This window comes from Oerskovia flava, from assembly GCF_026163685.1.
Classification (GTDB): domain Bacteria; phylum Actinomycetota; class Actinomycetes; order Actinomycetales; family Cellulomonadaceae; genus Oerskovia_A; species Oerskovia_A flava.
Window position 1 is genome coordinate 95,523 of sequence record NZ_JAOXSR010000004.1, and the last position, 24,579, is coordinate 120,101.

The 24,579-nt window shown below is 71.9% G+C and carries 20 protein-coding genes and 1 riboswitch; of the genes, 8 read left to right on the forward strand and 12 right to left on the reverse strand.

Annotated elements, in window-relative coordinates; genetic code table 11:
- Positions 1-16: 16 nt before the first annotated feature.
- The 4 genes from OHL10_RS08815 to OHL10_RS08830 all read right to left on the reverse strand — a co-directional run bounded on the left by OHL10_RS08815 (position 17) and on the right by OHL10_RS08830 (position 5,446).
- Positions 17-2,014 carry an Rv1352/Rv1906c domain-containing protein gene (locus OHL10_RS08815; RefSeq protein WP_265521830.1) on the reverse strand — a complete coding sequence of 666 codons (1,998 nt, stop codon included), beginning with the start codon at positions 2,012-2,014 and terminating at the stop codon, positions 17-19.
- Positions 2,015-2,214: 200 nt separating this feature from the next.
- Positions 2,215-3,156: a glycine betaine ABC transporter substrate-binding protein gene (locus tag OHL10_RS08820; RefSeq protein ID WP_265521831.1), complete on the reverse strand. Its 942-nt coding sequence runs from the start codon at positions 3,154-3,156 to the stop codon at positions 2,215-2,217.
- A gap of 101 nt (positions 3,157-3,257) precedes the next feature.
- Positions 3,258-4,127: an ABC transporter permease gene (locus OHL10_RS08825; protein WP_265521832.1), complete on the reverse strand. Its 870-nt coding sequence runs from the start codon at positions 4,125-4,127 to the stop codon at positions 3,258-3,260.
- The gene (locus tag OHL10_RS08830; RefSeq protein ID WP_265521833.1) at positions 4,124-5,446 is read right to left on the reverse strand and encodes a quaternary amine ABC transporter ATP-binding protein; all 1,323 of its coding nucleotides are present in this window, start codon (positions 5,444-5,446) and stop codon (positions 4,124-4,126) included. The genes OHL10_RS08825 and OHL10_RS08830 overlap by 4 nt, the downstream gene beginning before the upstream one ends.
- A gap of 462 nt (positions 5,447-5,908) precedes the next feature.
- Here OHL10_RS08830 and ahcY point away from each other — a divergent pair, with 462 nt between their 5' ends.
- The 3 genes from ahcY to OHL10_RS08845 all read left to right on the forward strand — a co-directional run bounded on the left by ahcY (position 5,909) and on the right by OHL10_RS08845 (position 9,728).
- The gene (ahcY, locus tag OHL10_RS08835; protein ID WP_265521834.1) at positions 5,909-7,456 is read left to right on the forward strand and encodes an adenosylhomocysteinase; all 1,548 of its coding nucleotides are present in this window, start codon (positions 5,909-5,911) and stop codon (positions 7,454-7,456) included.
- A gap of 89 nt (positions 7,457-7,545) precedes the next feature.
- The gene (locus OHL10_RS08840; protein WP_265521835.1) at positions 7,546-8,988 is read left to right on the forward strand and encodes a sensor histidine kinase; all 1,443 of its coding nucleotides are present in this window, start codon (positions 7,546-7,548) and stop codon (positions 8,986-8,988) included.
- A gap of 80 nt (positions 8,989-9,068) precedes the next feature.
- Entirely contained in the window at positions 9,069-9,728 is a 660-nt protein-coding gene (locus OHL10_RS08845) for a response regulator transcription factor (RefSeq protein WP_265521984.1), read from the forward strand.
- Between the two features lie 12 nt (positions 9,729-9,740).
- Here OHL10_RS08845 and OHL10_RS08850 read toward each other — a convergent pair whose 3' ends face one another.
- Positions 9,741-10,559 carry an RDD family protein gene (locus OHL10_RS08850; protein ID WP_265521836.1) on the reverse strand — a complete coding sequence of 273 codons (819 nt, stop codon included), beginning with the start codon at positions 10,557-10,559 and terminating at the stop codon, positions 9,741-9,743.
- A 115-nt stretch (positions 10,560-10,674) separates the two neighbouring features.
- Between OHL10_RS08850 and OHL10_RS08855 the strand changes: the two genes are divergently transcribed.
- Both OHL10_RS08855 and OHL10_RS08860 read left to right on the forward strand, forming a co-directional pair.
- Positions 10,675-11,664 (forward strand): stage II sporulation protein M, encoded by a 990-nt coding sequence (locus tag OHL10_RS08855; RefSeq protein WP_265521837.1) that lies wholly within the window; start codon positions 10,675-10,677, stop codon positions 11,662-11,664.
- Between the two features lie 179 nt (positions 11,665-11,843).
- Positions 11,844-12,011: riboswitch (cyclic di-AMP (ydaO/yuaA leader) on the forward strand.
- Positions 12,012-12,208: 197 nt separating this feature from the next.
- Positions 12,209-12,868 carry a C40 family peptidase gene (locus tag OHL10_RS08860; RefSeq protein WP_265521838.1) on the forward strand — a complete coding sequence of 220 codons (660 nt, stop codon included), beginning with the start codon at positions 12,209-12,211 and terminating at the stop codon, positions 12,866-12,868.
- Positions 12,869-12,978: 110 nt separating this feature from the next.
- Here the strand turns inward: OHL10_RS08860 and OHL10_RS08865 are convergent, their stop codons facing one another.
- The 7 genes from OHL10_RS08865 to OHL10_RS08895 form a co-directional block, all read right to left on the reverse strand.
- Entirely contained in the window at positions 12,979-14,118 is a 1,140-nt protein-coding gene (locus tag OHL10_RS08865) for a winged helix DNA-binding domain-containing protein (RefSeq protein ID WP_265521839.1), read from the reverse strand.
- Between the two features lie 16 nt (positions 14,119-14,134).
- Positions 14,135-14,260, reverse strand: a complete 126-nt coding sequence (locus OHL10_RS08870) for a hypothetical protein (protein WP_265521840.1) — start codon at positions 14,258-14,260, stop codon at positions 14,135-14,137.
- Positions 14,261-14,361: 101 nt separating this feature from the next.
- Positions 14,362-15,654: a DUF58 domain-containing protein gene (locus OHL10_RS08875; protein ID WP_265521841.1), complete on the reverse strand. Its 1,293-nt coding sequence runs from the start codon at positions 15,652-15,654 to the stop codon at positions 14,362-14,364.
- Positions 15,655-15,670: 16 nt separating this feature from the next.
- The gene (locus tag OHL10_RS08880) at positions 15,671-16,822 is read right to left on the reverse strand and encodes an AAA family ATPase (protein ID WP_425498981.1); all 1,152 of its coding nucleotides are present in this window, start codon (positions 16,820-16,822) and stop codon (positions 15,671-15,673) included.
- The gene (locus OHL10_RS08885; RefSeq protein WP_265521842.1) at positions 16,819-18,099 is read right to left on the reverse strand and encodes a DUF4350 domain-containing protein; all 1,281 of its coding nucleotides are present in this window, start codon (positions 18,097-18,099) and stop codon (positions 16,819-16,821) included. The genes OHL10_RS08880 and OHL10_RS08885 overlap by 4 nt, the downstream gene beginning before the upstream one ends.
- Positions 18,096-18,779, reverse strand: coding sequence for a DUF4129 domain-containing protein (locus OHL10_RS08890; RefSeq protein ID WP_265521843.1), 684 nt, complete (start codon positions 18,777-18,779; stop codon positions 18,096-18,098). Before OHL10_RS08890 ends, OHL10_RS08885 begins: the two co-directional genes overlap by 4 nt.
- Positions 18,776-20,074 (reverse strand): DUF7847 domain-containing protein, encoded by a 1,299-nt coding sequence (locus OHL10_RS08895; protein ID WP_265521844.1) that lies wholly within the window; start codon positions 20,072-20,074, stop codon positions 18,776-18,778. Before OHL10_RS08895 ends, OHL10_RS08890 begins: the two co-directional genes overlap by 4 nt.
- Before the next feature lie 220 nt (positions 20,075-20,294).
- Here OHL10_RS08895 and mtrA point away from each other — a divergent pair, with 220 nt between their 5' ends.
- The 3 genes from mtrA to OHL10_RS08910 are packed head-to-tail and all read left to right on the forward strand — an operon-like array spanning position 20,295 to position 24,526.
- Complete coding sequence (gene mtrA, locus OHL10_RS08900; protein ID WP_265521845.1) at positions 20,295-20,978, forward strand: MtrAB system response regulator MtrA; 684 nt, start codon at positions 20,295-20,297, stop codon at positions 20,976-20,978.
- 36 nt (positions 20,979-21,014) lie between these two features.
- Complete coding sequence (gene mtrB / locus OHL10_RS08905) at positions 21,015-22,808, forward strand: MtrAB system histidine kinase MtrB (RefSeq protein ID WP_322645538.1); 1,794 nt, start codon at positions 21,015-21,017, stop codon at positions 22,806-22,808.
- Positions 22,805-24,526, forward strand: coding sequence for an LpqB family beta-propeller domain-containing protein (locus OHL10_RS08910; RefSeq protein WP_265521846.1), 1,722 nt, complete (start codon positions 22,805-22,807; stop codon positions 24,524-24,526). The genes mtrB and OHL10_RS08910 overlap by 4 nt, the downstream gene beginning before the upstream one ends.
- The last annotated feature ends 53 nt before the right edge of the window (positions 24,527-24,579 follow it).

Consider the following 24,579-nt stretch of genomic DNA (forward strand, 5'->3'; position numbering starts at 1 on the left):
CCACAGCTGTACTTCGTCAGCCCACGCGAGTCCAGGTGCCGCATCCGCTGGACTCGAAGCCGACGTCGCTGGAGAAGATCTCCACGTACTGACGACCGTAGGCGAAGTCGTTCTCGAGAATGTCGTTGAACGAGCCGCTGAAGCCACTGAGCACGGCCCAGTAGCAGCCGTCGGAACTACCTGCCGTGGTGTAGAGGCCCGGCCGGATGTGGATTCCTACCGCCTGGATCCCATCGCCGGGCATCGTCGTCCTCGGGCTTCCGAGCGCGACCAGCCTCGTCCACGATCCGCAGTCGTCAGTCATGAAGTAGCGATCGGTCGACTTGATGGTCACGATGCGCTGCCCGTCGCCGATGTCGTTGGCGATGATGCCGGAGAAGGACGATCCCGCACTGCTGCGCCGCTCCCAGTAGCAGAAGTCGCCGCCGCTGGAGACGTAGGTACCCGGGGCGATCCCGCTGCCCACAGCGTACGTGCCTGACTTCGTGATCGCCGGAGAGGGCTTTGCCACGGTCGCCGTCTTTGCACTCGTGTGCGACTTCGTGATGTACGCCGCCCGCTTGCCGGTCGCCACGACGGTGATGGTCTTGCCGTAGTCTGCCGCCGCCACCCTGTAGCTGGACTTCGTGGCGCCGGTGATGTTCGTGCCGTTGCGCTTCCACTGGTAGGAGATCGTGGCGTTCGGCGACCAGGCACCGGTGGTGGCCTTGAGGGTGGAGCCGACACGTGCGGTGCCGCTGATCCTCGGTGCGACGGTCTTGGTGAACGGCTTGGCGATCTTGGCGGTGGCCTTGCTCGTGACGGACGTCGAGGCGTAGGCGGTCCTCGTGCCCTTGACGGTCACGGTGATCGTCTTGGCGTGGTCGGTCACCCTGAGCGTGTAGGTCGACGACGTGGCCCCCTTGATGGCCTTGCCGTTCGCCTTCCACTGGTAAGACGCCTTTGCAGCGGGTGACCAGGTGCCGGGGGAGGCCTTGAGGGTCTTCCCGACGTGGGCCGTCCCGGAGATCTTGGGTGTGGGCACCACGGTGAAGGTGCCGGCGGCGACGGTCGTGGCGGTGCTGGTCGTCGAGACCGTCGAGTAGCCGGTGCGCTTGCCGGTCACGGTGACCGTGAGCTTCTTGCCGTGGGTCGCCGCGGTCGGGGTGTAGGTGGACGTCGTCGCTCCGGAGAGCGCCTTGCCGTCGAGCTTCCACTGGTAGGTCAGCGTCGCCGAGGGCGACCAGGTCCCCGGCTTCGCGGTGACCTTGTTCCCGACCCGGACCGTTCCCGAGACCGTCGGCGCGGGGGTGCCGGAGAACTTCCCGGCAGCGACGGTCGTGGCGGTGCTGGTCGTCGAGACCGTCGAGTAGCCGGTGCGCTTGCCGGTCACGGTGACCGTGAGCTTCTTGCCGTGGGCAGCGGCGGTCGGGGTGTAGGTGGACGTCGTCGCTCCCGAGAGCGGAGTGCCGTCGAGCTTCCACTGGTAGCTCAGAGTCGCATCGGGCGACCAGGTCCCGGCCTTCGCGGAGACGGCGTTGCCGACCCGGACCGTTCCCGAGATGCTCGGTGTCGGTGCCGAGGTGAACGGTGCGGGCGCGACGGGTTCCTCGCTGGTCGCCCGGGTCGTGGCTGAGGTGTGCTCCGGCGCGGTCCCGGTGACCTCGACCGCGATCGTGGCCCCGACGTGCGTGGGGGCGAGCGTGAGCTCCGGAGCGGTCTCGCCGTCGATCTCGGTGTCGTCGGCGAACCATGCGTAGCTGAGTTCGGCGTCGACGGGGTCCCAGGCCGAGCTCGTCGCCATGACGGTCTTCCCGACACGCAGCTCGCCGGTGATCGCCAGATCGTCTGGGGCGAGCACCGTCAGCGTCTCGGCGGGCGGGTCGTCGTCTGCAGCGGCAGGCAGCGCCGAACCGAGGCCGGCGACGACGAGAGCGAACGCTGCGACCAGCGCCGTGGTCGTGCGTCGGGCCGCGTGTGCGGCCGGGCGGCGCGGCGGGAGAGTCGTGGCCCCCGCCGATGTGGTCAGGGCCATGGTGGCTCCTCGACGTCATCGCTGACCCCCGTGGTCAGACAGATCAGAAGACTAGAGCCCACCGGAGGGTGGTCGGGCCGTCGCTGCCGGGTGAATTCCGCAGCCCGGGGGCGAATTCTCCCGGATATTGATGGCCCTGTGCACGGCGATGGCCGGCCCCCGAGGGGAGCCGGCCATCGCCATCGGGCGGGTGCGAGCGATCAGGCCCCGGCAGCAGCCTTGAGGTCGTCGACGAACGTCGGGTTCTGCTCGAGCCACTCGCGCACCGAGCCGTCGTTGTCCGAGCCCTCGTTCTCGTTGAACATGATGTTCTCGAGGGAGAAGAGCTGCTCGTCGGTCAGCTCGAAGGCGGCGATCCACGACGCGACCTCGGGGAAGTCCTCGCCGAAGCCGGTGCGGCCGACCGTGTGGATCTCCTCGGCGTCACCCATGGCGTTCTCGGGGTCCTCGAGGTCCTTGATGGGGAACTCGTCGTAGGCCCAGTGCGGGCGCCACAGCGTGACCAGGACGTCGTCGCCGGCGTCGGTCGCGCCCTTGAGCTCGGCGAGCATGGCCGGCGTCGAGGAGATGACGAAGTCCATGTCCTCCAGGCCGTAGGCCGGGATGGCCTCGTCCTGCGTGATGCGGGTCAGGCCCGCGCCGGACTCGATACCGACGATGCGGTTGCCGAACACGTCGGCGTTGTCCGCGAGCTCGGCGAGCGAGTCGATGGGGGCGTCCTCGTTCACCGCGATGGTGAGCTTGGCGTCGTCGTACCAGACGCCGAGCTGCTCGAGGTCGTCGCCGTACTGCTCGAGGTAGTCGGCGTGGGTGGCGGGCAGCCACATGTCGAAGTTCACGTCGAAGTTCCCGCCGGCGAGGCCGGTGTAGACGATGCCCGGGTCGGCCGTCTCGGTCGTGACCGTGTAGCCCTCGTCCTCGAGCATGACCTTGAACAGGTGGGAGACGGCGATGCCCTCGTCCCAGCCCGAGTGGATGGCGATGCTGAGCTCCTGCGACTCTCCACCCTCGGTGGTCGTCGCGTCGCCGCCGGCGTCGGTGTCGTCCGAGGCGCAGGCGCTCAGACCGAGTCCGAGGGCGAGGGTCGCGGCGACGAAAGCCGTGCGGCGCCCGGCGGAGGTGTGCTTGCGTGCGGGGGACATGTGTTCCTTCCTGCGGCGGGCAAGGGTGCTCGCCTGGGTTGGGGTCGTGCTGGTGCTGCAGAGGGCGATGAGGCCCGACGCCGCCGACGGCGGCCCGGGCGTCATGCCGACGTGGTGGCGAGCGCCTTGGCGACCGGCGAGCGCGAGCTCAGCGCGGACGTCACGCGGTCGAGGTACATGGCGAGGATGACGACCGAGAGGCCGGCCTCGAAGCCGAGCGAGATGTTGATCCGCTGCAGGGCCGCGACGACGTCGCCGCCCAGTCCGCCGGCGCCGACGAGTCCGGAGATCACGACCATCGACAGCGAGAGCATGATCACCTGGTTGACGCCGGCCATAATGGTCGGCATCGCGAGCGGCAGCTGGATCTGGCGCAGGATGCGGCCGGGGGTCGAGCCGAACGCGTGGCCCGCCTCGACGACCTCCTTGTCGACCTGGCGGATGCCCAGCTCGGTGAACCGGACGCCGGGGGCGAGCGCGAAGACCACCGTGGCGACGATCCCGGGGACTGCTCCGGTGAGGAAGATGGTCACGACAGGGATGAGGTAGACGAACGCCGGCATGGTCTGCATGAAGTCCAGGACGGGGCGCACGACCGCCGACACCCGGTCGTTGCGTGCTGCCCAGATGCCGAGCGGGATCGCGATGGCCAGCGCGATCGCGGATGCGAGGAGGACCAGTGCCAGGGTGTCCATGGCGTTGCCCCACTGGTTGACGCTCGCGATGACCACGAACCCGACGAGCGTGCCGAGGCCGAGCCGCCAGCCCTTCGCGGCGTACGCGAGGGCGGCGAGCAGGACTGCGACCACCCAGAACGGCGGAGCGTGGAGAACCGTCTCGAGGGCGTCGTAGACGGCCAGCAGGACAGTCTTGATGACGTCGAACACCGGCCGGAAGGTGCTGGTGAGCCAGTCGACGAACGTCGCGACCCAGTCGCCGAGCTGGACCCGGGGGATCATCGTGTCGGTCATGGGCGTGCTCCTTCGGTGACGAGCTGGTCCTCGGCGTCCACCGGGAGATCGCTGGTGGTGACCTGCTCCGGTGGGACCATCGCCTCGAGGAGCGTGACGCGGGGGATGACACCGACGAGCCGGCCGTCGTCGTCGGTCACCGCGACCGGCAGCGACGACTCGGCGGCGGGCGCGAAGAGCTCGGCGAGCGGCGTGTCGACGCTCACGGGCGCGACCCCGTCGTGGACGATCCCGTCCAGGGTCTCCTGGCCGGCCTTGAGAGCTGCCACGGCGTCGTCGTCCCGGACGACGCCCTGGAGCACCCGCTGGCGGTCGACGACGTACGCGGCGGAGACCTGTGCCTCGCGCATGGTGCGGCTCGCCACGCGTGGCCCGCTGGCGAGCGGGACGACGGCGGTCGGCCGGACCATCACCGAGGAGGCGGTCAGGACGCGGGTGCGGTCGACGTCGGCGACGAACTGGGCGACGTAGTCGTTCGCAGGGTCCGACAGGATCTGCTCGGCCGTCCCGATCTGCACGATGCGACCGTCACGCATGACCGCGATCCGGTCGCCGAGGTGCATGGCCTCGTTGAGGTCGTGCGTGATGAAGATGATGGTCTTGCCGAGCTTCTGCTGGAGCTCGAGCAGCTGCTCCTGCATCTCGCGACGGATCAGCGGGTCGAGCGCGGAGAACGCCTCGTCCATGAGCAGGACGTCGGTGTCGGCGGCCAGCGCACGGGCGAGGCCCACGCGCTGACGCATGCCACCGGACAGCTGGGACGGGAGCGAGTCCTGCCAGCCGCCGAGGCCGACGAGGTCGAGGGCTGTCTGGGCCTTCTGGCGTCGCTCGGCCTTGCCCATGCCCTGGATCTCGAGCGGGTACGCCGCGTTGTCGAGGACGGTGCGGTGCGGCAGCAGAGCGAAGTGCTGGAAGACCATGCTCACCCTGGTCCGGCGCAGCTCGCGCAGCCGGGTCGCGCTGACGGTCGCGAGGTCGGCGTCGCCGAGCAGGACGTGGCCGGCCGTCGGCTTCCACAGCCCGTTGAGCATGCGGATGAGCGTCGACTTGCCCGAGCCGGAGAGGCCCATGACGACGAAGATCTCGCCTTGCTTCACGTCGAACGACGCGTCGATGACGGCGGCCGTGCCGAGCGCCTTGACCGCGTCACGGCCGGCGCCCTGTTCCAGGCGACGGGCGGCCTCGGCCGGCTTGCGCCCGAAGACCTTGTAGACGCCCTGGACGCTGACCGCGGTGGGTCGGTCCGTGGGAGTGGTGGACGGGTCGGGGGCCGGGGCGCCCGTGCCGTCCGCGGGTGCGGGCTCGGTGCTGGTGGTCATGCGGGCGGTTCTCGCCACCTTCCGTTCGGGGACCATGCTCACGCGCTCCCCGGCGGACGGCGCCAGCGGATGCCGGCGGCGACGTCGCCAGAGAGGGGAGCAAGGAGCGAGGCTCCGGGGGCGGTGTCGCAGATCGCGGCACCCGTTCCCGAACCAGTGCCGCAGGGCGGCACATGAGACCTCAGGCTGGTCCGAAGTCAATCGGTACTGATGAACCCTGCCCTATTCCAGGCCGAACTTCTACCGACCCCTCGTCCGGCGGGGGTGTTCGAGGACGTGTTCTTGACCCGGATTCCCGGGCTGGCCTGCGGATTCGGGGCCCTGGCGAATCGTTACCCTCTTGTGATCTTGAGATGGTCAAGGAATCGTGTTAACGCGCGGGCGCGCGCCGGACGAAGCGGCCACCGTCGGCGTGCCGACGGTAGGCTGGGTCGACACCTACAGATCTCGGTTCGGAGCACCATGTCCTCAGCCACCACCGCAGCATCGACCGCCGACCAGGAGAGGGCCTCGTTCGACGAGGTCCCCGGTCGCTACAAGGTCCGCGACCTCACGCTCGCCGAGGCCGGCCGCCACCAGATCCGCCTCGCCGAGCACGAGATGCCGGGCCTGATGGCCTTGCGCGCAGAGTACGGCGCCGCGCAGCCGCTCGCGGGCGCGCGCATCGCCGGCTCCCTGCACATGACGGTCCAGACCGCCGTGCTCATCGAGACCCTCACGGCGCTCGGCGCCGAGGTGCGCTGGGCGAGCTGCAACATCTTCTCGACGCAGGACGAGGCGGCAGCGGCGATCGTCGTCGGCCAGGGGACGCCCGCGGACCCGCAGGGTGTGCCGGTCTTCGCCTGGAAGGGTGAGTCCCTCGAGGAGTACTGGGACTGCACCGAGCAGATCCTCCTGTGGCCGGGTGAGGGCGCCGAGTCCGGGCCGAACCTCATCCTCGACGACGGCGGCGACGCGACGATGCTCGTCCACCTCGGACTGCAGTACGAGCGTGCGGGCATCGTGCCCCCGGACACGCTGCCGGGCGAGCCGGACCACACGCACGAGATGAACGTCGTGCGCAGCGTGCTGCGCCGTGCGCTCGAGGCGGACCCGCTGCGCTGGACCGGTGTCGCCCAGGGCATCGTCGGCGTCACCGAGGAGACGACGACCGGGGTCCACCGTCTGTACCAGCTCGCCGAGGCCGGTGAGCTGCTGTTCCCGGCGATCAACGTCAACGACTCGGTCACCAAGTCGAAGTTCGACAACAAGTACGGGATCCGCCACTCGTTGCCCGACGGCATCAACCGCGCCACGGACGTGCTCATGGGCGGCAAGGTCGCGTTCGTCGCCGGGTACGGCGACGTCGGCAAGGGTGCGGCCGAGGCATTCCGTGGGCAGGGCTCGCGTGTCATCGTCTCCGAGGTCGACCCCATCTGCGCCCTGCAGGCCGCCATGGACGGCTACCAGGTCGCCCGGATCGAGGACGTCCTCGGCGAGGCGGACTTCTTCATCACCACGACCGGCAACAAGGACGTCATCACGGCCGAGCACATGGCCTCGATGAAGGACAAGGCCGTCGTGGGCAACATCGGTCACTTCGACAACGAGATCGACATGGCGGGGCTCGCCGCGACGCCGGGGATCACCCGCACCGAGATCAAGCCGCAGGTCCACGAGTGGACGTTCCCCGCGGACGGCGAGGGCGCGACCCGGTCGATCATCGTGCTCTCCGAGGGTCGGCTGCTCAACCTCGGCAACGCGACGGGGCACCCGTCCTTCGTCATGAGCAACTCGTTCTCGAACCAGGTCATCGGGCAGATCGAGCTCTACGGCGACGCCGCGCGCCCCGCGGACGAGCGTGCCTACGAGCGTCAGGTGTACCGCCTGCCGAAGGTGCTCGACGAGAAGGTCGCCCGCCTGCACCTCGATGCGCTCGGGGTCCGGCTCACCGAGCTCTCGAAGAGTCAGGCCGAGTACCTCGGCGTCGACGTCGCGGGGCCGTACAAGCCCGAGCACTACCGCTACTGAGCAGGATCGTCCGGCCGGGGGGTCTGCCCCACCCCGGCCGGGCGGTGCGCACCCTGGGCGGACGGGACTCGTCCGGCCAGACTGGGAGCATGGCCATCGTGACGCCCTCCGAACAGACCGGTGCCTCGCCACCGGGTGACCCCGGGACGTCGGGGGTACCCGACCGCGCTCCTGCGCGTGCGGTGATCCCGGTGTTCACCGGCACGCGGCCCGACCCACGGTTCGTCGACCACCGCGAGGGGGTCTCGCTGGTCCGCACCCCGTTCGACCGTCGGACCTGGCGCGAGTTCGGCTACCTGTGGCTCGCGGTGATCCTCGCCCCGTTCGGCTTCGCCTACGTGGTCTTCACGGTCTCGTTCACCGCAGCCGTGCTCGTCACGGTGGTGGGTCTCTTCGTGTCCGGTGCGCTCGCGCTCGGCGGGCGTGGTTGGGGCGGGATGTACCGCCAGATGGCGCGCTACCTCCTCGACATCGACGTCGCGCCCCCGACGCCGTACGACCGCCCCACCGGGTTCTGGCGCTCCCTCTGGGGCGGGCTCTCGGACGGGCCGGGCTGGCGCGCGCTGTCCTTCCTGCTCGTCACGTTCCCCCTCGCGATCTTCTCGTTCGTCGTGTCCACGACGGTCCTCGCCGTGTCCCTCGGCGGGATGACGCACTGGTTGTGGTTCCGCTGGCTGCCGGTCCAGCAGGCGAGCGACGGGACGTTGCACCAGGGCGCGCAGCTCGGGACCGACTGGTTCGTCGACACGCCGTCCCGTCACATCGGGCTCGTCGTCATCTCCTTCGTCCTCCTGTGGTTCTGGGCCGCCGTCACGCACGGGTTCGCGCAGCTCTTCCGCGTGCTCACCGTCAACCTGCTCGGTCCCACCCGGGCGAGCCTGCGCGTCGCGTCCCTCGAACGGTCGCGCGGCCGCACGGTGCAGGACGCCGACTCCAGGCTGCGCCGGATCGAGCGCGACCTGCACGACGGCACGCAGGCACGACTGGTCGCGGTCGCGATGCAGCTCGGCGAGGCGAAGGAGCAGCTCGCGGCCGGAGGGAGCACCACCGAGGCGCTGAGCCTCGTGGAGAACGCGCACGCCTCGACGAAGGAGGCCCTGGTCGAGCTGCGTGAGCTCGCGCGCGGCATCCACCCGCCCGCCCTCGACAACGGTCTGGCCCTGGCACTCGAGACGCTCGCCGCCCGCTCCCCGCTCCCGGTCACGGTCGACGTGGACCCGCGAGTCGACCCCGCACCAGCGGTCGAGACCATCGCCTACTACTGCGTCGCGGAGCTCATCACGAACGCCGCGAAGCACGCGCGCGCGACCGGCGTCTACGTCCTCGTCGAGGAGGTGGCGGGCAAGCTTCGGCTGCGGGTGCGCGACGACGGGCACGGGGGCGCGCGGCTCTCCGAGCCGGATGCCTCAGGACAGCGGACCGGCTTGGCCGGGCTCTCGGAGCGGGTTCGGTCCGTGGACGGGTCGTTCGACCTCGTGAGCCCCCTCGGAGGGCCTACGGTGGTCACCGTGACCCTGCCCGTGCGGGTATGAGCCCGGTGGCAGCGGGCGAGCGGACGGCGTCGGGCACGAGTGCGCGCGACCTGTCCCTCGACGAAAGGCACCTGACGACCATGCGGCTCGTGATCGCGGAGGACTCCGCCATCCTGCGTGACGGGCTCGTCGCCCTCATCACCCGGCGCGATCACGAGGTGGTCGCGGCCGTCGGTGACGGGAGAGATCTCGTCGTGGAGGTCGACCGGCTCGCGGCCGCGGACGCCTTGCCCGACGTCGCGGTGATCGACATCCGGATGCCGCCGACATACACCGACGAGGGGCTGCGTGCCGCGCTGGCACTGCGCGCCGCGTACCCCGACCTCGGGGTGCTGCTGTTCTCGCAGTACGTCGAGACGCGGTTCGCGACCGAGCTGCTCACCGGCGGTGCGCGCGGAGTGGGTTACCTGCTCAAGGACCGCGTCGCGGACGTCCGCGAGTTCGTCGACGCGCTGACGAGGATCGCCGCCGGTCAGACCGTCCTGGACCCGGAGGTCGTGAGCCAGCTCATGGGCGCCTCCCGGTCCGACGACGGGCTCGGCCGACTCACCCCCCGCGAGACGGAGGTGCTCGAGCTCATGGCGCAGGGCCGGTCCAACACCGCCATCGCGGAGACGCTGTTCCTGTCCTACGGGGCCGTCGAGAAGAACGTGACCTCGATCTTCGGCAAGCTCGGCCTCCCGCAGGACGCAGGGGACCACCGCCGGGTGCTCGCGGTGCTGCGCTACCTCAAGGCCTGACGGCGCCGGGCACTACTGCGAAGGGTCCGGGATCGAGTACGGCAGGCGGTGGAGCATCGCAGCCTGCTCGCCCTCGGCGGCGTGTCCGCGCCGTGCCGTGACCCAGTCGCGGTTGCGGCGCTCGGCGAGCACGGCCACCAGGAAGATCTCCGGGGGAGTGCCCGGGGGCGGCCCGGGCGCGACGTAGCGCTCCATCTGGCCGGCGAGCTCACGGCCGAGGCGCACCCGTGAGGCCGGGTTGAGGCGATCGGCACGCGCCAGGAACTGGCGGGCGGCGAGGGCGAGGCCGTCCGGGAGCCGGCGCATGTCCGCGTGCGTGGCCCACGACGCGAGGTACGGCGGCATGCTGATCGGCGCCAGGGTCGGACGGCCACCGCGGATGCGGATCGCGTACGTCCCTGCCGCGATGTCGCCGAGACGCTTGCCCTTGTCGTTCGACAGCGACGTGATGAGCGCGACGGACCCGAGGGTCAGCCAGAGCTCGCCCACGCCGACCAGCGCGCGGATGAAGGCGTGCCGGAAGCGGACCGGGCCGCCGTCGTCGCGCACGATCCGGGTGCCCGTCGCCAGCTTGCCCAGCGACCGGCCTCGCGTGAGCGTCTCCACCGTGGTCGGGATGACGACCATGATCGTCACGGCGAGCACGATGAAGATCACCGGTGCGTAGCCGGGGTCGACCTGATCGAGGGCGCCGAACAGCGCAAGGATGATCAGCAGGGTGAGCACGCCCACCGCCAGCAGGTCCAGCAGCGCGCCGAGGGTCCGGGTCGCGAAGGACGCCGGGCGGGCGTCGAGGATGACGCCCTCGCCGATCAGGATGCCGTCTCGCACGGGTGCTCCTCCGTGGTGTGGTGTGCCGGGCGGTGCTCGGCTGCTGGTCGGTGCTGGTCGGTGCTGGTCGTGGGGAGATGCCGGTCTCGCGCCGGTATATGGCAGGGTAGCGGGCGTGGACCTCGATGCCTTCACCGACGTGCACCGCGAGCAGTGGGACCGCCTCGAGGTGCTCACGAAGCAGCGCTCGCTCGACGGCGCCGAGGCGGACGAGCTCGTCCGGCTGTACCAGGCCGTCGCGACGCACCTGTCCACGGTGCGGTCCGTCGCACCGGACCCGGTGCTCATCACCCGGCTGTCCGACGTCCTCGGTCGTGCCCGCACGCGTATCGCCGGCGCGCACGAGCCGGCCTGGCGAGACGTGGTGCGCTTCCTCACCGTGTCGCTGCCCGCCGCGCTGTACCGCATCCGGTGGTGGACGCACGGGGTGACCTTCGCGTTCCTCGTCATCGCGGTCGTGGCGGGCGTGTGGGTGGCGACGACGCCGGAGGGCCTGGCGGCGATGGGTCCGCCGTCGCAGCGGGAGGCGTACGTCGAGGAGGCCTTCGAGGCCTACTACGACCCCGGGGTGCAGTTCGCCACGGTCGTGTGGACGAACAACGCCTGGATCGCCGCGCAGTGCGTGGGGCTGGGCATCACGGGGATCTGGCCCGTGTACGTGCTCTTCCAGAACGCCGCCATGATCGGCGCGACCGGCGGCATGATGGCGGCCTACGACCGCCTCGACGTCTTCCTCACCCTCATCGCACCGCACGGCCTGCTCGAGCTCACGGCGATCTTCGTGGCGGGAGCCGCCGGGCTGCGGATCTTCTGGACCGTCGTCGACCCGGGTCCACGACCTCGAGGCCGTGCGGTCGCCGAGGAGGCGCGTGCGCTGTTCACCGTCGCGATCGGGCTCGTCCTCGTGCTCGCGGTCTCGGGGCTCGTCGAGGGCTTCGTCACCGGCTCGGGGATGGCCTGGTGGCTGAAGATCATCATCGGCGCGATCACCCTGGCGGGCTTCTGGACCTATACGATCCTGCTCGGCCGACGCGCCGTGGCGGCCGGCGAGACCGGCGACCTGTCATCCGACCACACCGGGGACGTGGCACCGGTCGCGGGGTGAGACGGCTGCAGGTTCGTGCGGGTTTGAGCGGTCTGTGATGACATAGGAGTCATATCCGACACGTAGAACACCTTCACAAGATCCTGTGGCGAACATGCGTTACGCAATTGTGATCTACAGGGGATGGCGCTTACCGTGAGGAAGCGTCCCCGTGCGGGGCCGCTCCTGCGTCGGACCGCCGAGCACTGCCGCCGACGAAGGATCCATGACCTCAGGCAGTGACGGGGGAACCACTTTTCGGGCGACGTGCACCACACGTCGTCCTCGGGGTGAAGTCGACTCACGTCGACCGGGCCACCTCCCGCCCGAACCCGACAGCTCACCTCGCAGGCGTCCGGAGAAACTTCAGATGAACCACACCCCGTCCCAGGGTGGACTCTGCCCTGAGCCCGACGCCCCCGCGCGCAGCGCTCGCCGCCGGACCCGAGTCCTCCTGTCGTCCCTGCTCGCCGCGACTCTGATCACCGGCGCCAGCACCGTCGTGACGACGGCACCCGCCAGTGCCACTCCTGTCGGCCCGGCCGCCACATCGGCCGTGCCGAGCATGACGGCCACAACCTGGAAGCAGCCGTCCACACTCTCGGTGAAGTACTCGCGCACCACGCAGACCGTCGGCCAGGCGCCCGCGAGCCTCCGGGCAGCGGTGAAGGTCGGCGGCAAGGCCGCGACCGGCAAGATTCTCTTCAAGATCGACAACAAGGTCGTGCGCACCGTCGCACTGAAGAACGGGGTCGCCACCGCGCGCTTCCCGAACCTCAGCGCAGGCAAGCGCAAGGTCTCCGTGGTCTACCGGTCGGGCTCGTCGTCGGTCGCGGGCTCCTGGAAGGCGAGCTGGCTCACCGTGAAGTCGGCCGGCTCACCCGTCGTCAAGGAAGCGCTCAAGCACGTCGGCACCCCGTACCGGTACGGCGGCACGACTCCGAGCGGCTTCGACTGCTCCGGCTTCACCTCCTACGTCTACAAGAAGGCCGGTGTGAAGACGTTGCCGAGGACGTCGTCCGCTCAGGGCAGCGTCGGCACCAAGGTGTCCAAGTCGAAGGCGAAGCCGGGCGACCTCATCTGGACCCCGGGTCACGTCTCGATCTACCTCGGGGGCAACAAGCAGGTCGACGCCCCTCGCCCGGGGAAGACGATCCAGGTCCGACAGATCTGGCAGTCGAACCCCAGGTTCATCCGCGTGAACAACAAGGCCATCGGAGCCTGACACCCGGCGCCGCCCCGGCGTCACCCCGCGTCGTCGAACAGGCGATCTCTCGGCACAGGATCACGATCCTGCCGAGAGATCGCCTGTTCGGCGTTCTGGGTGGAGGTGGGTCAGGGGGTGGAGAGGGTGATGGTGTGCGTGGGGGCCTGTGGCGCGACGAACGCGAGGAGCTCGTGGCCGCGTTCCTCCAGCTCGGCACGCTGCCCTGCCGTGAACGTGAAGCCCAGCGGCTCGACCTCGAGGTGCGCCGTCGCATCCGGTCGCCGGCCCGCGCGACGCACCGCCCAGCGGGCCACGACCTGGCCGTCTACGAGCACCGTCGCGGCCACCTGGCCGTTCACCGAGAACACACGCCGTCGGCGCTCGTCGGAGATGACGCGGGTCCGGTCGGCGTGCCCGATGATCAGGTTGTCGAAGTCGCCGACCAGGCGCAGCGGCGCAGCGGCCTCCCGCCCGGGCCGCGGTGCGTCCGGCAGGTCGAGCAGCGTGGTGCCTACGGGACCCGCGAACGTCACGACCTCGTCCGCCAGGAGGCGTGCCGCCGCCTGCAGGCCGGTCAGGCCGGACCAGCGCTGCGCGTCAGCCACCGTCGCCGGGCCGAACGCCGCGAGGTACCGCCGCAGCATCCGGGCCCGGGCCGCGAGCATCTCGGCAGGGTCCTCGAGGAGGAACCGCGCACGACCGGACCAGGCGTCCGCCGTCGTCCACGTCGTCCGCGTGCCGGCACCGTTCGCATCCCACAGACCCCGCGGGGGCACCTGCACGAGGGGGAGCAGACAGCGTGCGCCGTACGCGAGGTGCGTGGGGTCGACGTCGTCCCAGGTCTCGGCGAGGCGTCGCCCCAGCTCGACGGAGGTCAACGCAGACGCGGTGAGGAGCTCCTCGGCGACGCGCTCCAGATCCGGCAGGTCGACGCCCGCCAGGGCGATCCCGTGCGTGTTGCGCGACCGCAGGAACCGCAGGTTGTGCTCGCGCATGAGCGCGTGGAAGGTGAACGCGTCGTCGGCCGTCACCAGGTGCACGGTGCTGCGCACGGTGGCGACCCGTACGAGGCTGCGGTCGAGCAACCGGTCGCCGAGGTCGTCCGGGTCGAACGCCGACAGCCGCGTCCACAGGCCCACGTACGGGCTGGTCGGCACCTGCGACTGCAGGCCCACCAGGTGGTCGGTCGTCTCCAGGACGCCGCCGTCGTGCGGGGTGAGCAGGTGCTGGCGCGCCAGCAGAGCGCGACCCAGGTCCTCCCGGTCCATGCTCAGTCCCGTGCGCTCAGGAGAAGAGCAGCAGGCCGAGGACCGGGATGACGAACGTCGCGGCGAGGGCGCAGATGACGATGATCGCGATGCGCCGGTTGCGGCGCTCGCGGTCGCCGGGACGGGTCGGTGGCCAGCTCACAGGTCATGCCTCCAGGTGGTGCGACGTCGGTCGTCCATCCTGTCAGACCAGCGGGCCAGGTCAGGACAGATCGCCGGTCTGAGCCAGCGGCCGCTGGTCGGTCACAGCCTGCCGGCGGCCTTGAGCGCGAGGTACGTGTCCGCCAGCCGGGGCGCGAGGTCCTCGGGCAGGGCGTCGACCACCTCGGCTCCGCGCTGGCGCAGCACCGTCGTCACGGCGGTCCGTTCGAGCTCGGTGCGGGCGGCGGCCGCGGCGTCGTAGACCTCGTGCGCGCTGTCTCGCGCGGCGAGCAGGTCGGCGACCTGGGGGTCGTGCGCCGCGGCGAGGACCACCTGGTGCGACTGCGTGAGCTGCCCGACGACGGGCAGGAGCCCCGACTCGACGGCTGCCGGGTCCAGCGTCGACAGCAGCACGACCAGCGCACGCTGCGAGAGGCGCTCGTGGACGGCGCCCACGAGGCCTGGCCAGTCCGTCTCGAGCAGGGTGGGGGTCAGCGGTGCGAGCGCGTCCGCCATCGCGGGCATCAGCCGCGGTCCGGCGGCTCCGGCGACGCGGGCTCGCACGGTGCGGTCGTAGGCGATGAGCTCGACCCGGTCGCCGGCCCTGCCCGCCAGCGCAGCGAGCAGCAGCGCGGCCTCGATGCTCGCGTCGAGCCGCGGCTCGTCGCCGAGCCGGGCCGCCGAGGTGCGCGCGGTGTCGATGACGATGAGGACCCGTCGGTCCCGCTCGGGACGCCACGTCCGCACCACCATGTCCGCGCGTCGCGCCGACGCCCGCCAATCGATGGAGCGCACGTCGTCACCGATGACGTACTCGCGCAGGGAGTCGAACTCGGTGCCCTCGCCGCGCACCTGCACGGCGGCCCGGCCGTCCATCTCCCGCAGCCGGGCCAGCCGGCTGGGCAGGTGGCGCCGCGAGGCGAACTCCGGGAGCACGCGCAGCCGCCCGGGCACCTGCAGCGAGACCTGGCGTGCCGCGAGCCGCAGCGGCCCGAACGAGCGGATGGTCACGCGGTCGGCGACCCTGTCGCCGCGGCGCGTCGGGACGAGCCGTGTCGTCAGCCGGGTCGCCTCGCCCGGGGGCAGGTCGATCTCGTACCGGTTCGCGTCGGCGCCCGCGGACGGCGGCCAGGCGTCCCGCACCAGGCCGCGCAGGCGCCGGCGCGCGACGTTGGTCAGGACGAGCTGCGAGGTCGTGCGTTCGCTCAGCCGCACCGACCCGGGAACCCGCCGCTCGACGGCCACCTGCCGTGGGGAGGCAGCGAGGGCGACGTCGATCCCGCAGAGCGCGACGACGACGAGGGTCCACAGCAGCACGGTCCCGGGCGTCGGCACGACGAGCACCGGGACGAGCCCCAGGGCCGTGAGCGCCGCCGTGCGCCAGGTCACCACCATGCGGTCAGCCCCTCGCTCAGCGGGGGACGGGCACGGAGGCGAGCACCGTGTCGAGCACGCTCTCGGCGGTGACACCCTCGAGCTCGGCCTCGGGCCGCAGCTGTACCCGGTGACGCAGCGTCGGGTGGGCGAGGGCCTTGACGTCGTCCGGCGTGACGTACGAGCGCCCGGACAGCCACGCCCAGGCCCGTGCGGTCGCCAGCAGCGCGGTCGCGCCTCGCGGCGAGACGCCGAGGGACAGGGACGGCGAGTGGCGCGTCGCGCGGCAGACGTCGACCGCGTACCCGAGCACCTCGCGCGCCACCTGGACGCGCGCCACCTCGGCGCGGGCCTGGTCGAGCACCTCGCGTGCGGCGACGGGCCGCACGCCCGCGGCGGCGAGGTCGCGCGGGTTGAACCCGGCCGCATGCCGGGCGAGGACCTCGATCTCCTGCTCGCGCTCGGGCAGGGGGAGGACGAGCTTGAGCAGGAACCGGTCGAGCTGCGCCTCGGGCAGGGGATAGGTGCCCTCGTACTCGACGGGGTTCTGCGTCGCGATGACGAGGAACGGGTCGGGCAGCATCCGGGGTGTGCCGTCGACGGAGACCTGGCGCTCCTCCATGGCCTCGAGGAGGGACGCCTGCGTCTTGGGCGGTGTGCGGTTGATCTCGTCCGCGAGCAGGAGGTTCGTGAACACCGGGCCCTCGCGGAACGAGAACTCGGCCGTGCGGGCGTCGTACACGAGCGAGCCCGTCACGTCGCCGGGCATGAGGTCGGGGGTGAACTGGACGCGCTTGGTGTCCAGGTCGAGCGCCGCGGCGAGGGTGCGCACCAGGAGCGTCTTCGCGACACCCGGCACACCCTCCAGCAGGACGTGCCCCTTGCACAGCAGCGCGATGAGCAGGCTCGTCACGGCGGCGTCCTGCCCGACGACGGCCTTGCCGACCTCGGTCCGGACCGCCGCCAGGGCGTGGCGCAGCTCGGGCGACGGTGCGGGCGGCGCGTCGGCGGGCTGCTGGCCTGCGGGCTGCGGTGCCGTGGGTTGCGGCACGGGCGGGGCGCCCGGTGCCGGCCGCTCGGGTGCCGGGACGCCCTGGTGCGGGGCGGGTGCCGCGTCGTGGTCGCGCGGGGCGAACCGGTCGGCTGCCGGCTGCGGCACGGGCGTGGGGCCTTCGGGGTGCTGCGTCACGGGTGGTAGACCTCGCTCTCCATCTGGTCGAGGTGACGCGCGAGCTCGAGCAGTGCCGCGTCGTCGGCTGGTGGTGGACCGTACAGCAGGTGGGCGACCTGGTCCGCAGGGCGGCCGGTGGCGCGGACCACGGCGTCGACCAGGGCCGGTGCCGCGGCGGATCGGGGGATGCCGAGCCGCCCGGCGACCCGGTCCGCGCACGCGGCCCGCAGGCCGGCGGCCGCGTGGCCCCGGGACCGGGCACGCCGGTACAGCCGGCCGCGTCCGCGGGTGGTCTCCGAGGCGCGGACGACGACCGGCAGGTCCTCGGTGACGAGCGGCCCGAGACGGCGGCCTCGCCACAGCGCGACGGCGATCGTCACGACGAGCAGCTGGAGGCCCACCACACCGACCCACGGAGGGAGCAGCGCCGCGATGCCGGTGCCGACGCCGTCGGCGCCGGTCGAGAAGTCCCGGTAGTCGGGGACGAGCCACACGAGGTCCTCGTGGTGGCCAAGAGCGCGCAGGGCGAGCGCTGCGTGCCCGTCCTGGCCGATGGTCTGGTTCGCGAGCGTCCGGGAGTCGTCGAGGGCGACGACGCGACGGTCTCCGTCCTGGACGACGAGGTAGGCACCCGACCCCGGCTCGTCGGGGTGCGGGAAGCAGACCATCGCGTCCGGGGAGTCTGCGACGAAGCCGGATCCGCTGCTGCGGATGCCCTCCGCCGCGACCGCGTCCACGTCGGTGCAGCCTGCTGGACGCACGGCGTCCCCACCGCCCCACGAGTACGCGACGTCTGCTGCGCCGCCGGTCGCCGAGTCGAGCGTGTACTGGTCGGGCGCCACGAGCACGAGGTCGGCGCCGGTCGCGACGAGGACGTCGACCTGCTCCGGCAGCAGCTCGACGTCCGACGTGACGAGGAGCGTCGTCCCGGGCCCTGCCTTCGAGACCGCTGCGGACACGCGTTGGACGTGGTCGACGCGCACCCCCTGGTCCTCGAGGACACGGGCCAGCGCCTGCGCGCCCTGGGGGGACGGGTTGTCAGGGGCGAGGGGGATGCTCGAGACGGGCGGGCGCGAGAGGGCTGCCAGCACCGCGACGACGACGATCGACAGGAGGACGACAAGAGGCCAGCGGGCAGAGCGCCACCGCGACCGGGACCGGGACGCGAACGTCGTCCCGTCGCCGGTCACCGGTTCGTGGACCGTGGAGACCACCCGACCGCCGGCTCCCGGCCCGAGGCCGGAGCCGAGCGCGGTGCCCGCCGACGGTGCGGTGGGCGGTGCGGGTACGCTCATCGGCCGGCTCCCGCGAGACCCGTCGCGGCGGGCTCGGGGCGTGCGGCGAGCGCACGGGAGTCCAGGTGCCGCAGGACCTGGTCGGCGTCGGGGCCGACGGTGACCTTGCCGTACAGCACGTCGTCGAAGAGGCGAGCGCCCTGCTCCAGCTCGGCCGTCAGGCCGGGGATCCGCTGGGCGGCCGACGCCGCCGCCTCGTGCGCGGTCCGCCCGGGCTGCGGTTCCAGCACGACACGCTCCTCGAGGGACCGGACGACGGCGCGGAACCGCTCGACGACGGCCGTCGCCCAGTCGCCCGCCGCGGCCGCGGCGTCGGCGGCCGCTCGCAGCTCGGCGGCGTCCCGCTCGTCGTCCTCGAAGACAGCGCCTGCGATACGGGTCCGACGCGACAGACGTACCGGCCCCGCGACGTAGTAGGCGATCGCGCCGACGACGAGGAGCGCGACGACGATGACCACCGCGGCGGTCAGGGGGTCCATGTCCAGGCTGGGTGCGCCGTCGAACAGGTCCCCGAGCCATTTCAGGAACCGCTCGAGAAGCGACGGGCCGGTGGAGTACTCCGGCAGCGCGAGCTCCTCGAGCAGCCACCGCCGGGCGGTCGAGGCGTCCGGGTCGACCGGTACCTCACCGCGCAGCGCAGGGGCCGACGTCCCGAGGGACGCGAGGAGCGTGGGGCTCACGGGGTGGGCTGCTCGCTCGCCGCGGCGGCCAGCTCGACGTCGAGACCCTCTCGGCGCATGCGCACGTCGATGTAGAGCAGCGCGACCACGCCGCCGAGGAAGACGGTCGTGATGACGCCGGTGACGATCTGGCTCAGCGCCATGAGCGCGAGGTAGGCGACCTCGGACGTCGTCACGGACACCATGAACATGGACACGAACTCGAAGGGGACGCTCACCAGGCCGCTGATCACCGCGAGCAGCAGGGACGTCAGCAGGTAGATGCCGAGCAGGCGCCAGAACGTGCCGCGGGTCAGGCGCCAGCCTCGACGGACGGCCGCCAACAGCCCTTGTCCCTCGAGGACCAGTGCCGGCGGGATCAGCAGGATGCGCGTGTAGAACCAGAAAACTCCGGCGATGAGAGCGAAGAACCCGAGGATCCCGACGAGGACGGCCAGCCCGCCGTCAGCCGTCGCTGCGAGCACGACGAGGCCGACGTAGGCGCCCAGCGCCACGAAGACGAGCAGCGTCGTCAGCAGCGAGAACCCGATGAGCGGCCACACCTTGGAGCGGACCTGGGTCCACACGTCGCTCGGGCTGATCCGTCGACCGATCACCGACTGGCTGACCGACACCATGAGGAGGCCGTTGACGATCGGGATCGCGAGACCGAGCGTCACGCTGGTGGTGAGGGCGGTGACCAGGAGCGTGGTGGCGGTGTTCAGCTCACCGGCCATGGCCAGGGCCTCGTCGAGCTCGACGAGGTACGGAGCGGCGATACCCGAGAGCAGCCAGCCGAGAGCGATCCCGACGACCGTCGCGGCGGCGATGACGACCGCGCTCAGCCCCAGCATCACCCGTGGGTTCGAGCGGATCGCCCCGAACGCGCCGTCGTAGATCTCGCCGAGCGTGAGCGGGCGCAGCGGGACGATGCCGGGCTTGCTCGCAGCCGCGTAGGGAGGGCCGCCGCCCAGGGGGGCGCCGGCGCCGTAGCCAGGCTGGCCGTACTGCTGCTGGCCGTACTGCTGCTGGCCGTACTGCTGCTGGCCGTACTGAGGCGCCTGGCCGTACTGCGGTGCCTGGCCGTAGCCGGGCTGGCCGTACTGGGGTGCCTGACCGTACTGCGGTGCCTGGCCGTAGCCGGGCTGGCCGTACTGCGGCGCCCCCCAGCCGGCGGGCGCAGCGGGTGGCTGGGCGCCGGTCGGTGGCTGCTGGCCGGCAGCGTCCGCCCCGTCCGTCACGGGCGGGTCCTGCGGCAGCTTGCGACCGTAGCGCGGCTCGTCGGGCCGCGATCCGGCGTCGTCAGGCGTCGTCATCAGATCTGTAGCCCTCGTTCGTTCGTGCGTGCAGCGATCTCGGTCCGGCGTGTTGCGCGTCTGCCGAGCGACCCGGCTGCCGGTCGCACCAGCCTAGTACGGGGCGCCGACCCTGCAGGACGACGGCGCGCGGGCCCCCCGGCGCTCGTCCCGCGCGTCGTCGTGCGTCCCCGGGCGAGCCCGGCGGGGTGGGGTCGTCGCCGGATGGCATCATGACTGCATGAAGGTACGCGTCCTTGTGGTCGACGACGACACCGCTCTCGCCGAGATGATCGGCATCGTGCTGCGCTCCGAAGGCTTCGAGCCGGTCTTCTGCGCCGACGGCGACCTCGCGCTCGAGACGTTCCGGAGCACCCAACCCGACCTGGTCCTGCTCGACCTCATGCTGCCGGGCAAGGACGGCACCGAGGTGTGCCGGTTGATCCGTGCGGAGTCCGGGGTGCCGGTCATCATGCTCACGGCCAAGAGCGACACCGTGGACGTGGTCGTCGGCCTCGAGTCGGGCGCGGACGACTACATCTCCAAGCCGTTCAAGCCCAAGGAGCTGGTCGCGCGCATCCGTGCGCGCCTGCGCCGCACCGACGAGCCGGCGCCCGAGCACCTGACGATCGGCGACGTCGAGATCGACGTGACCGGGCACCGGGTCACGCGTGACGGTGCGCAGATCGCCCTGACCCCGCTGGAGTTCGATCTCCTGGTGGCCCTCGCCCGCAAGCCGTGGCAGGTCTTCACCCGGGAGGTCCTGCTCGAGAAGGTCTGGGGCTACCGGCACGCGGCCGACACCCGGCTCGTCAACGTCCACGTCCAGCGGCTGCGCTCCAAGATCGAGCACGACCCTGAGAGCCCCGAGATCGTGCAGACCGTCCGGGGTGTCGGGTACAAGGCGGGCGCGGCACGCGGGTGACGCACCTGACGGGCAGGCATCCATGAGCGGGCACCGATGAGCAGGCCGGCCGGGCGCGACCGCGGCGCCCGCCGCCGGATGCGGCTGCTGGGCCGTCGGCTGCGGCGAGGGCCGCGCGCCCTGCTGCGCGGCGCGGTGCGTCGGTGGCGCTCCTCGATGCAGCTGCGAGTCATCACGTCCGCGCTCGCCATCGGCCTGCTCACCGTCGCCGCGCTCGGGGCGTACATCTCGGAGTCGATCCGGGACGGGTTGTTCGAGCAGCGTCTCGAGCAGATCGACGTCGAGAGCGCACGCACCGCCGAGGACGTTCGCGCCCAGCTCCGGTCGTCGACCGCGACGAACCGCGCCGAGGTGCAGGGCCTGGTGTACGACGTCGTGGAGTCGTCGCGCGGTCGCGGTTCGGTCTCGCGCGAGGTGTTCTTGTGGCGACTGCCCGGCGACCAGCCGTCGCTCGTGATCGACGCCAGCACGAGCCCCGAGCTCGCCCCGCTCATCACCCAGCAGATGCGGACCGCCACCGCCGAGACCGACGGGCAGGTGATGCAGTCCGTCGCGATCCCCGTCGACGTCGACGCGGAGGATCCCGGCATCCTGCCCGGCGTCGTCGTCGGGTCGACCGTGCAGGTGCCCGTCGCGGGGACGTTCGAGCTCTACTTCCTCTACGACCTCGCGCCCGAGCAGGAGACGCTCACCTTCCTGCAGAACATCCTGCTGGTCGGCGCTGCTTTCCTCGTCGCGCTCGTCGGCGTCATCACGTGGCTCGTGACGAGGCAGGCCGTGCACCCCGTGCGCCGTGCGGCGCTCGTCGCCGAGCGGCTCGCGGACGGACGTCTCGAGGAGCGCATGCCGGTCCGCGGCCGCGACGAGATGGCCACGCTCGCCCGCTCCTTCAACGAGATGGCCGCAGGTCTGCAGGAGCAGATCGGCCGGATGGAGGCGCTCTCCAGCATGCAGCGCCGCTTCGTGTCGGACGTGTCGCACGAGCTGCGCACCCCGTTGACCACGATCCGGATGGCCAGCGAGGTCCTGCACGCCTCGAGCGCGGACTTCGACCCTGCCTCCCGCCGGTCCGCGGAGCTGCTGCAGACCCAGCTCGACCGGTTCGAGGACCTCCTCGCCGACCTGCTCGAGATCAGCCGCTTCGACGCGGGTGCAGCCGTGCTCGACGCCGAACGACGGGACGTGCGCGACGTGGTGAGCGCCGCCGTCGACCATGCTGCCCCGCTCGCCGAGCGCAAGGAGGTATGGCTGTCGGTGCACCTGGGCGACGACCCGGTCACCGCCGACGTCGACCCACGCCGCGTCGAGCGCATCATCCGCAACCTGGTCGTCAACGCGATCGAGCACGCGGAGGACCGCCCGGTCGAGGTGACGGTGGCCGGTGACCGGCACGCGGTCGCCGTGGTCGTGCGCGACCACGGCGTGGGGATGTCGACCGACGAGGTCGAGCACGTGTTCGACCGCTTCTGGCGCGCCGACCCGGCGCGGGCCCGCACGTCGGGCGGCACCGGGCTCGGGCTCGCGATCTCGCTCGAGGACGCCCACCTGCACGGCGGCTGGCTCGAAGCGTGGGGGCGTCCCGGCCAGGGCGCGAGCTTCCGCCTCACCCTTCCGCGCCGGGCCGGCATCCAGCTCTCCTCGTCGCCCGTCCCGCTCGTCCCCGAGCCGACGACGGAGCGCGGGATGGGGGAGCCGTGGACCGTGACCACGCTCGCGCCGGCCGAACGGGACCGGTCCGGGCCGAGCGCGCTGCCGGACCTGGCCGGCGGGCCCGTGGTGAGCCCGACCGAGGAGCCCGGCGCCACCCGCCCCGGGCTGGAGGTGACATGAGGACCACGCACCGCCGTCGGTTCGCCGCCCTGCTCGTCGCTGCCGCGGCGCTCGCGGGCTGCGCGACGCTCCCGACCTCCGGGCCGGTGATCGAGGGCAGCGCCGAGGTGCCGCCGTCGCGTCCGGTGGGCCTGAGCCCCATCCCGCCGCGCGGCGGGGAGACCCCCGAGGAGATCGTGCGGGGGTTCCTGGACAACCAGGCCGCCGGGCCGACGTCGACCGCGGAGTTCACTGCGGCCCGCGAGTACCTCGTGCCGACGGTCCAGGACGAGTGGGACCCCCTCTCGCAGGTCGTGGTCGTCGACGCGGACCCGGTGCTGACGCTCGACGCCGATGAGCTGGAGCAGGGCAGGGCCACCGTCAGCGGGACGGCGTCGGTCGTCGCCACCGTCGACGGACGCGGGCAGTACGTCGAGGCGTCCCCCGGCACGCAGACGGCGGTGAGCTTCGGCCTCGCCCAGGGCGCCGACGGGGAGTGGCGCATCGACGCGACGCCCGGTGGGCTGCTGCTCTCGGTCCCGAACTTCGACAACGCCTTCCGGTCGACCCGGCTCTACTTCCCCAGCCCCGACCGCGCGTTCTGGGTACCGGACGAGCGCTGGTTCCCCGGGCGCAACTGGCAGACGTACGCGGTGCGGGAGGTCCTCGCCGGCCCGCCGGAGTGGCTCCAGGGAGCGGTGACGAGCGTCGTGCCCGACGGAACGGCGTTGTCCATCCAGTCCGTGACGATCGACGACGACGGGGTCGCCGCCGTCGACCTCACCTCCCAGATCGCCGAGGCGTCCCGCGAGGACCGCGCCCTGCTGGAGGCCCAGCTCGAGGAGACCCTCGTCGAGGCGATCGCGGTCGAGCGCGTGCGCGCGGTCCAGCTCCTCGACGACGGCTCGCCCCTGACGACGGCCGACGACGTCCCGATCCCGCGCAAGGCCACTGGCTCCGGCCCCGCCGTGGTCGTCGCCGACGGCACCGTGATGCGGGTGGAGAACCGGTCGCTCGCCGAGGTCGCGGAGGTCTCGCCGCTCGACGGGCTCGACCCCACCGCGCTGGCCGTCGGCACGGAGCTCGACCCGGTGGTCGTCCTCGACGGGAGCGACCGTCTCGTGCAGGTGGGCACCCCGACCACGGACGCGCAGACCCTCATGACAGGGACGGATCTCGTGGCCCCGTCGATCGACCGCTTCGGCGGGGTGTGGTCGGGTCCGAGCGGTGCGGGGTTGCTGGTGGCGCTGCCCGGGGGCGCCGTCGTCGAGATCGAGGCGCCGTGGCTGGAGGACCGGACGGTCGTCGGGCTGCGCGTGGCGCACGACGGCGCGCGGGTGGCGGTCATCAGCTCCGGCTCGTCAGGCCTCGCCCTCCAGGTCTCGGGCGTGGTGCGCGGCGAGGCGGACGTGCCGGTCCGGCTCACCGAACCCGTCGGTGTCGGCGCGCAGATCGCGGAGGCGACCGACCTCGTCTGGATCGAGGAGAACCTCCTCGGAGTGCTGGGCCGTACCGCTGCGGACTCCGTGCCGACCGTCCAGGCCGTGCCGGTCGGCGGGCAGAGCCGGACGCTGTCCGCGGTCGACGGCGCCCTCGAGCTTGCGGCAGGCCAGGGCGAGAGCTCGCTGCTGCTCGGGACCGCCGGGGGTGAGCTCTACGGGCGTCCGCCGTCGTCGGTGCTGTGGACCCGGCTCGCGCTCGACACCGACGAAGTCTCGCTGCCCGCCTACCCGGGCTGACGCCGCGCGGCCGCCGGGGACGTCCGACGCGCGGACGGGCCGTGCCTGTGGAG

What these genes read in the sequence shown, in the direction of transcription:
- OHL10_RS08815 (WP_265521830.1), bottom strand. Translation starts at nt 2,014, where the DNA reads ATGGCCCTGACCACATCGGCGGGGGCCACGACTCTCCCGCCGCGCCGC.
- OHL10_RS08820 (WP_265521831.1), bottom strand. Translation starts at nt 3,156, where the DNA reads ATGTCCCCCGCACGCAAGCACACCTCCGCCGGGCGCCGCACGGCTTTC.
- OHL10_RS08825 (WP_265521832.1), bottom strand. Translation starts at nt 4,127, where the DNA reads ATGACCGACACGATGATCCCCCGGGTCCAGCTCGGCGACTGGGTCGCG.
- OHL10_RS08830 (WP_265521833.1), bottom strand. Translation starts at nt 5,446, where the DNA reads ATGACCACCAGCACCGAGCCCGCACCCGCGGACGGCACGGGCGCCCCG.
- ahcY (WP_265521834.1), top strand. Translation starts at nt 5,909, where the DNA reads ATGTCCTCAGCCACCACCGCAGCATCGACCGCCGACCAGGAGAGGGCC.
- OHL10_RS08840 (WP_265521835.1), top strand. Translation starts at nt 7,546, where the DNA reads ATGGCCATCGTGACGCCCTCCGAACAGACCGGTGCCTCGCCACCGGGT.
- OHL10_RS08845 (WP_265521984.1), top strand. Translation starts at nt 9,069, where the DNA reads ATGCGGCTCGTGATCGCGGAGGACTCCGCCATCCTGCGTGACGGGCTC.
- OHL10_RS08860 (WP_265521838.1), top strand. Translation starts at nt 12,209, where the DNA reads ATGACGGCCACAACCTGGAAGCAGCCGTCCACACTCTCGGTGAAGTAC.
- OHL10_RS08865 (WP_265521839.1), bottom strand. Translation starts at nt 14,118, where the DNA reads ATGGACCGGGAGGACCTGGGTCGCGCTCTGCTGGCGCGCCAGCACCTG.
- OHL10_RS08875 (WP_265521841.1), bottom strand. Translation starts at nt 15,654, where the DNA reads ATGGTGGTGACCTGGCGCACGGCGGCGCTCACGGCCCTGGGGCTCGTC.
- OHL10_RS08885 (WP_265521842.1), bottom strand. Translation starts at nt 18,099, where the DNA reads ATGAGCGTACCCGCACCGCCCACCGCACCGTCGGCGGGCACCGCGCTC.
- OHL10_RS08895 (WP_265521844.1), bottom strand. Translation starts at nt 20,074, where the DNA reads ATGACGACGCCTGACGACGCCGGATCGCGGCCCGACGAGCCGCGCTAC.
- mtrA (WP_265521845.1), top strand. Translation starts at nt 20,295, where the DNA reads ATGAAGGTACGCGTCCTTGTGGTCGACGACGACACCGCTCTCGCCGAG.
- mtrB (WP_322645538.1), top strand. Translation starts at nt 21,015, where the DNA reads ATGAGCAGGCCGGCCGGGCGCGACCGCGGCGCCCGCCGCCGGATGCGG.
- OHL10_RS08910 (WP_265521846.1), top strand. Translation starts at nt 22,805, where the DNA reads ATGAGGACCACGCACCGCCGTCGGTTCGCCGCCCTGCTCGTCGCTGCC.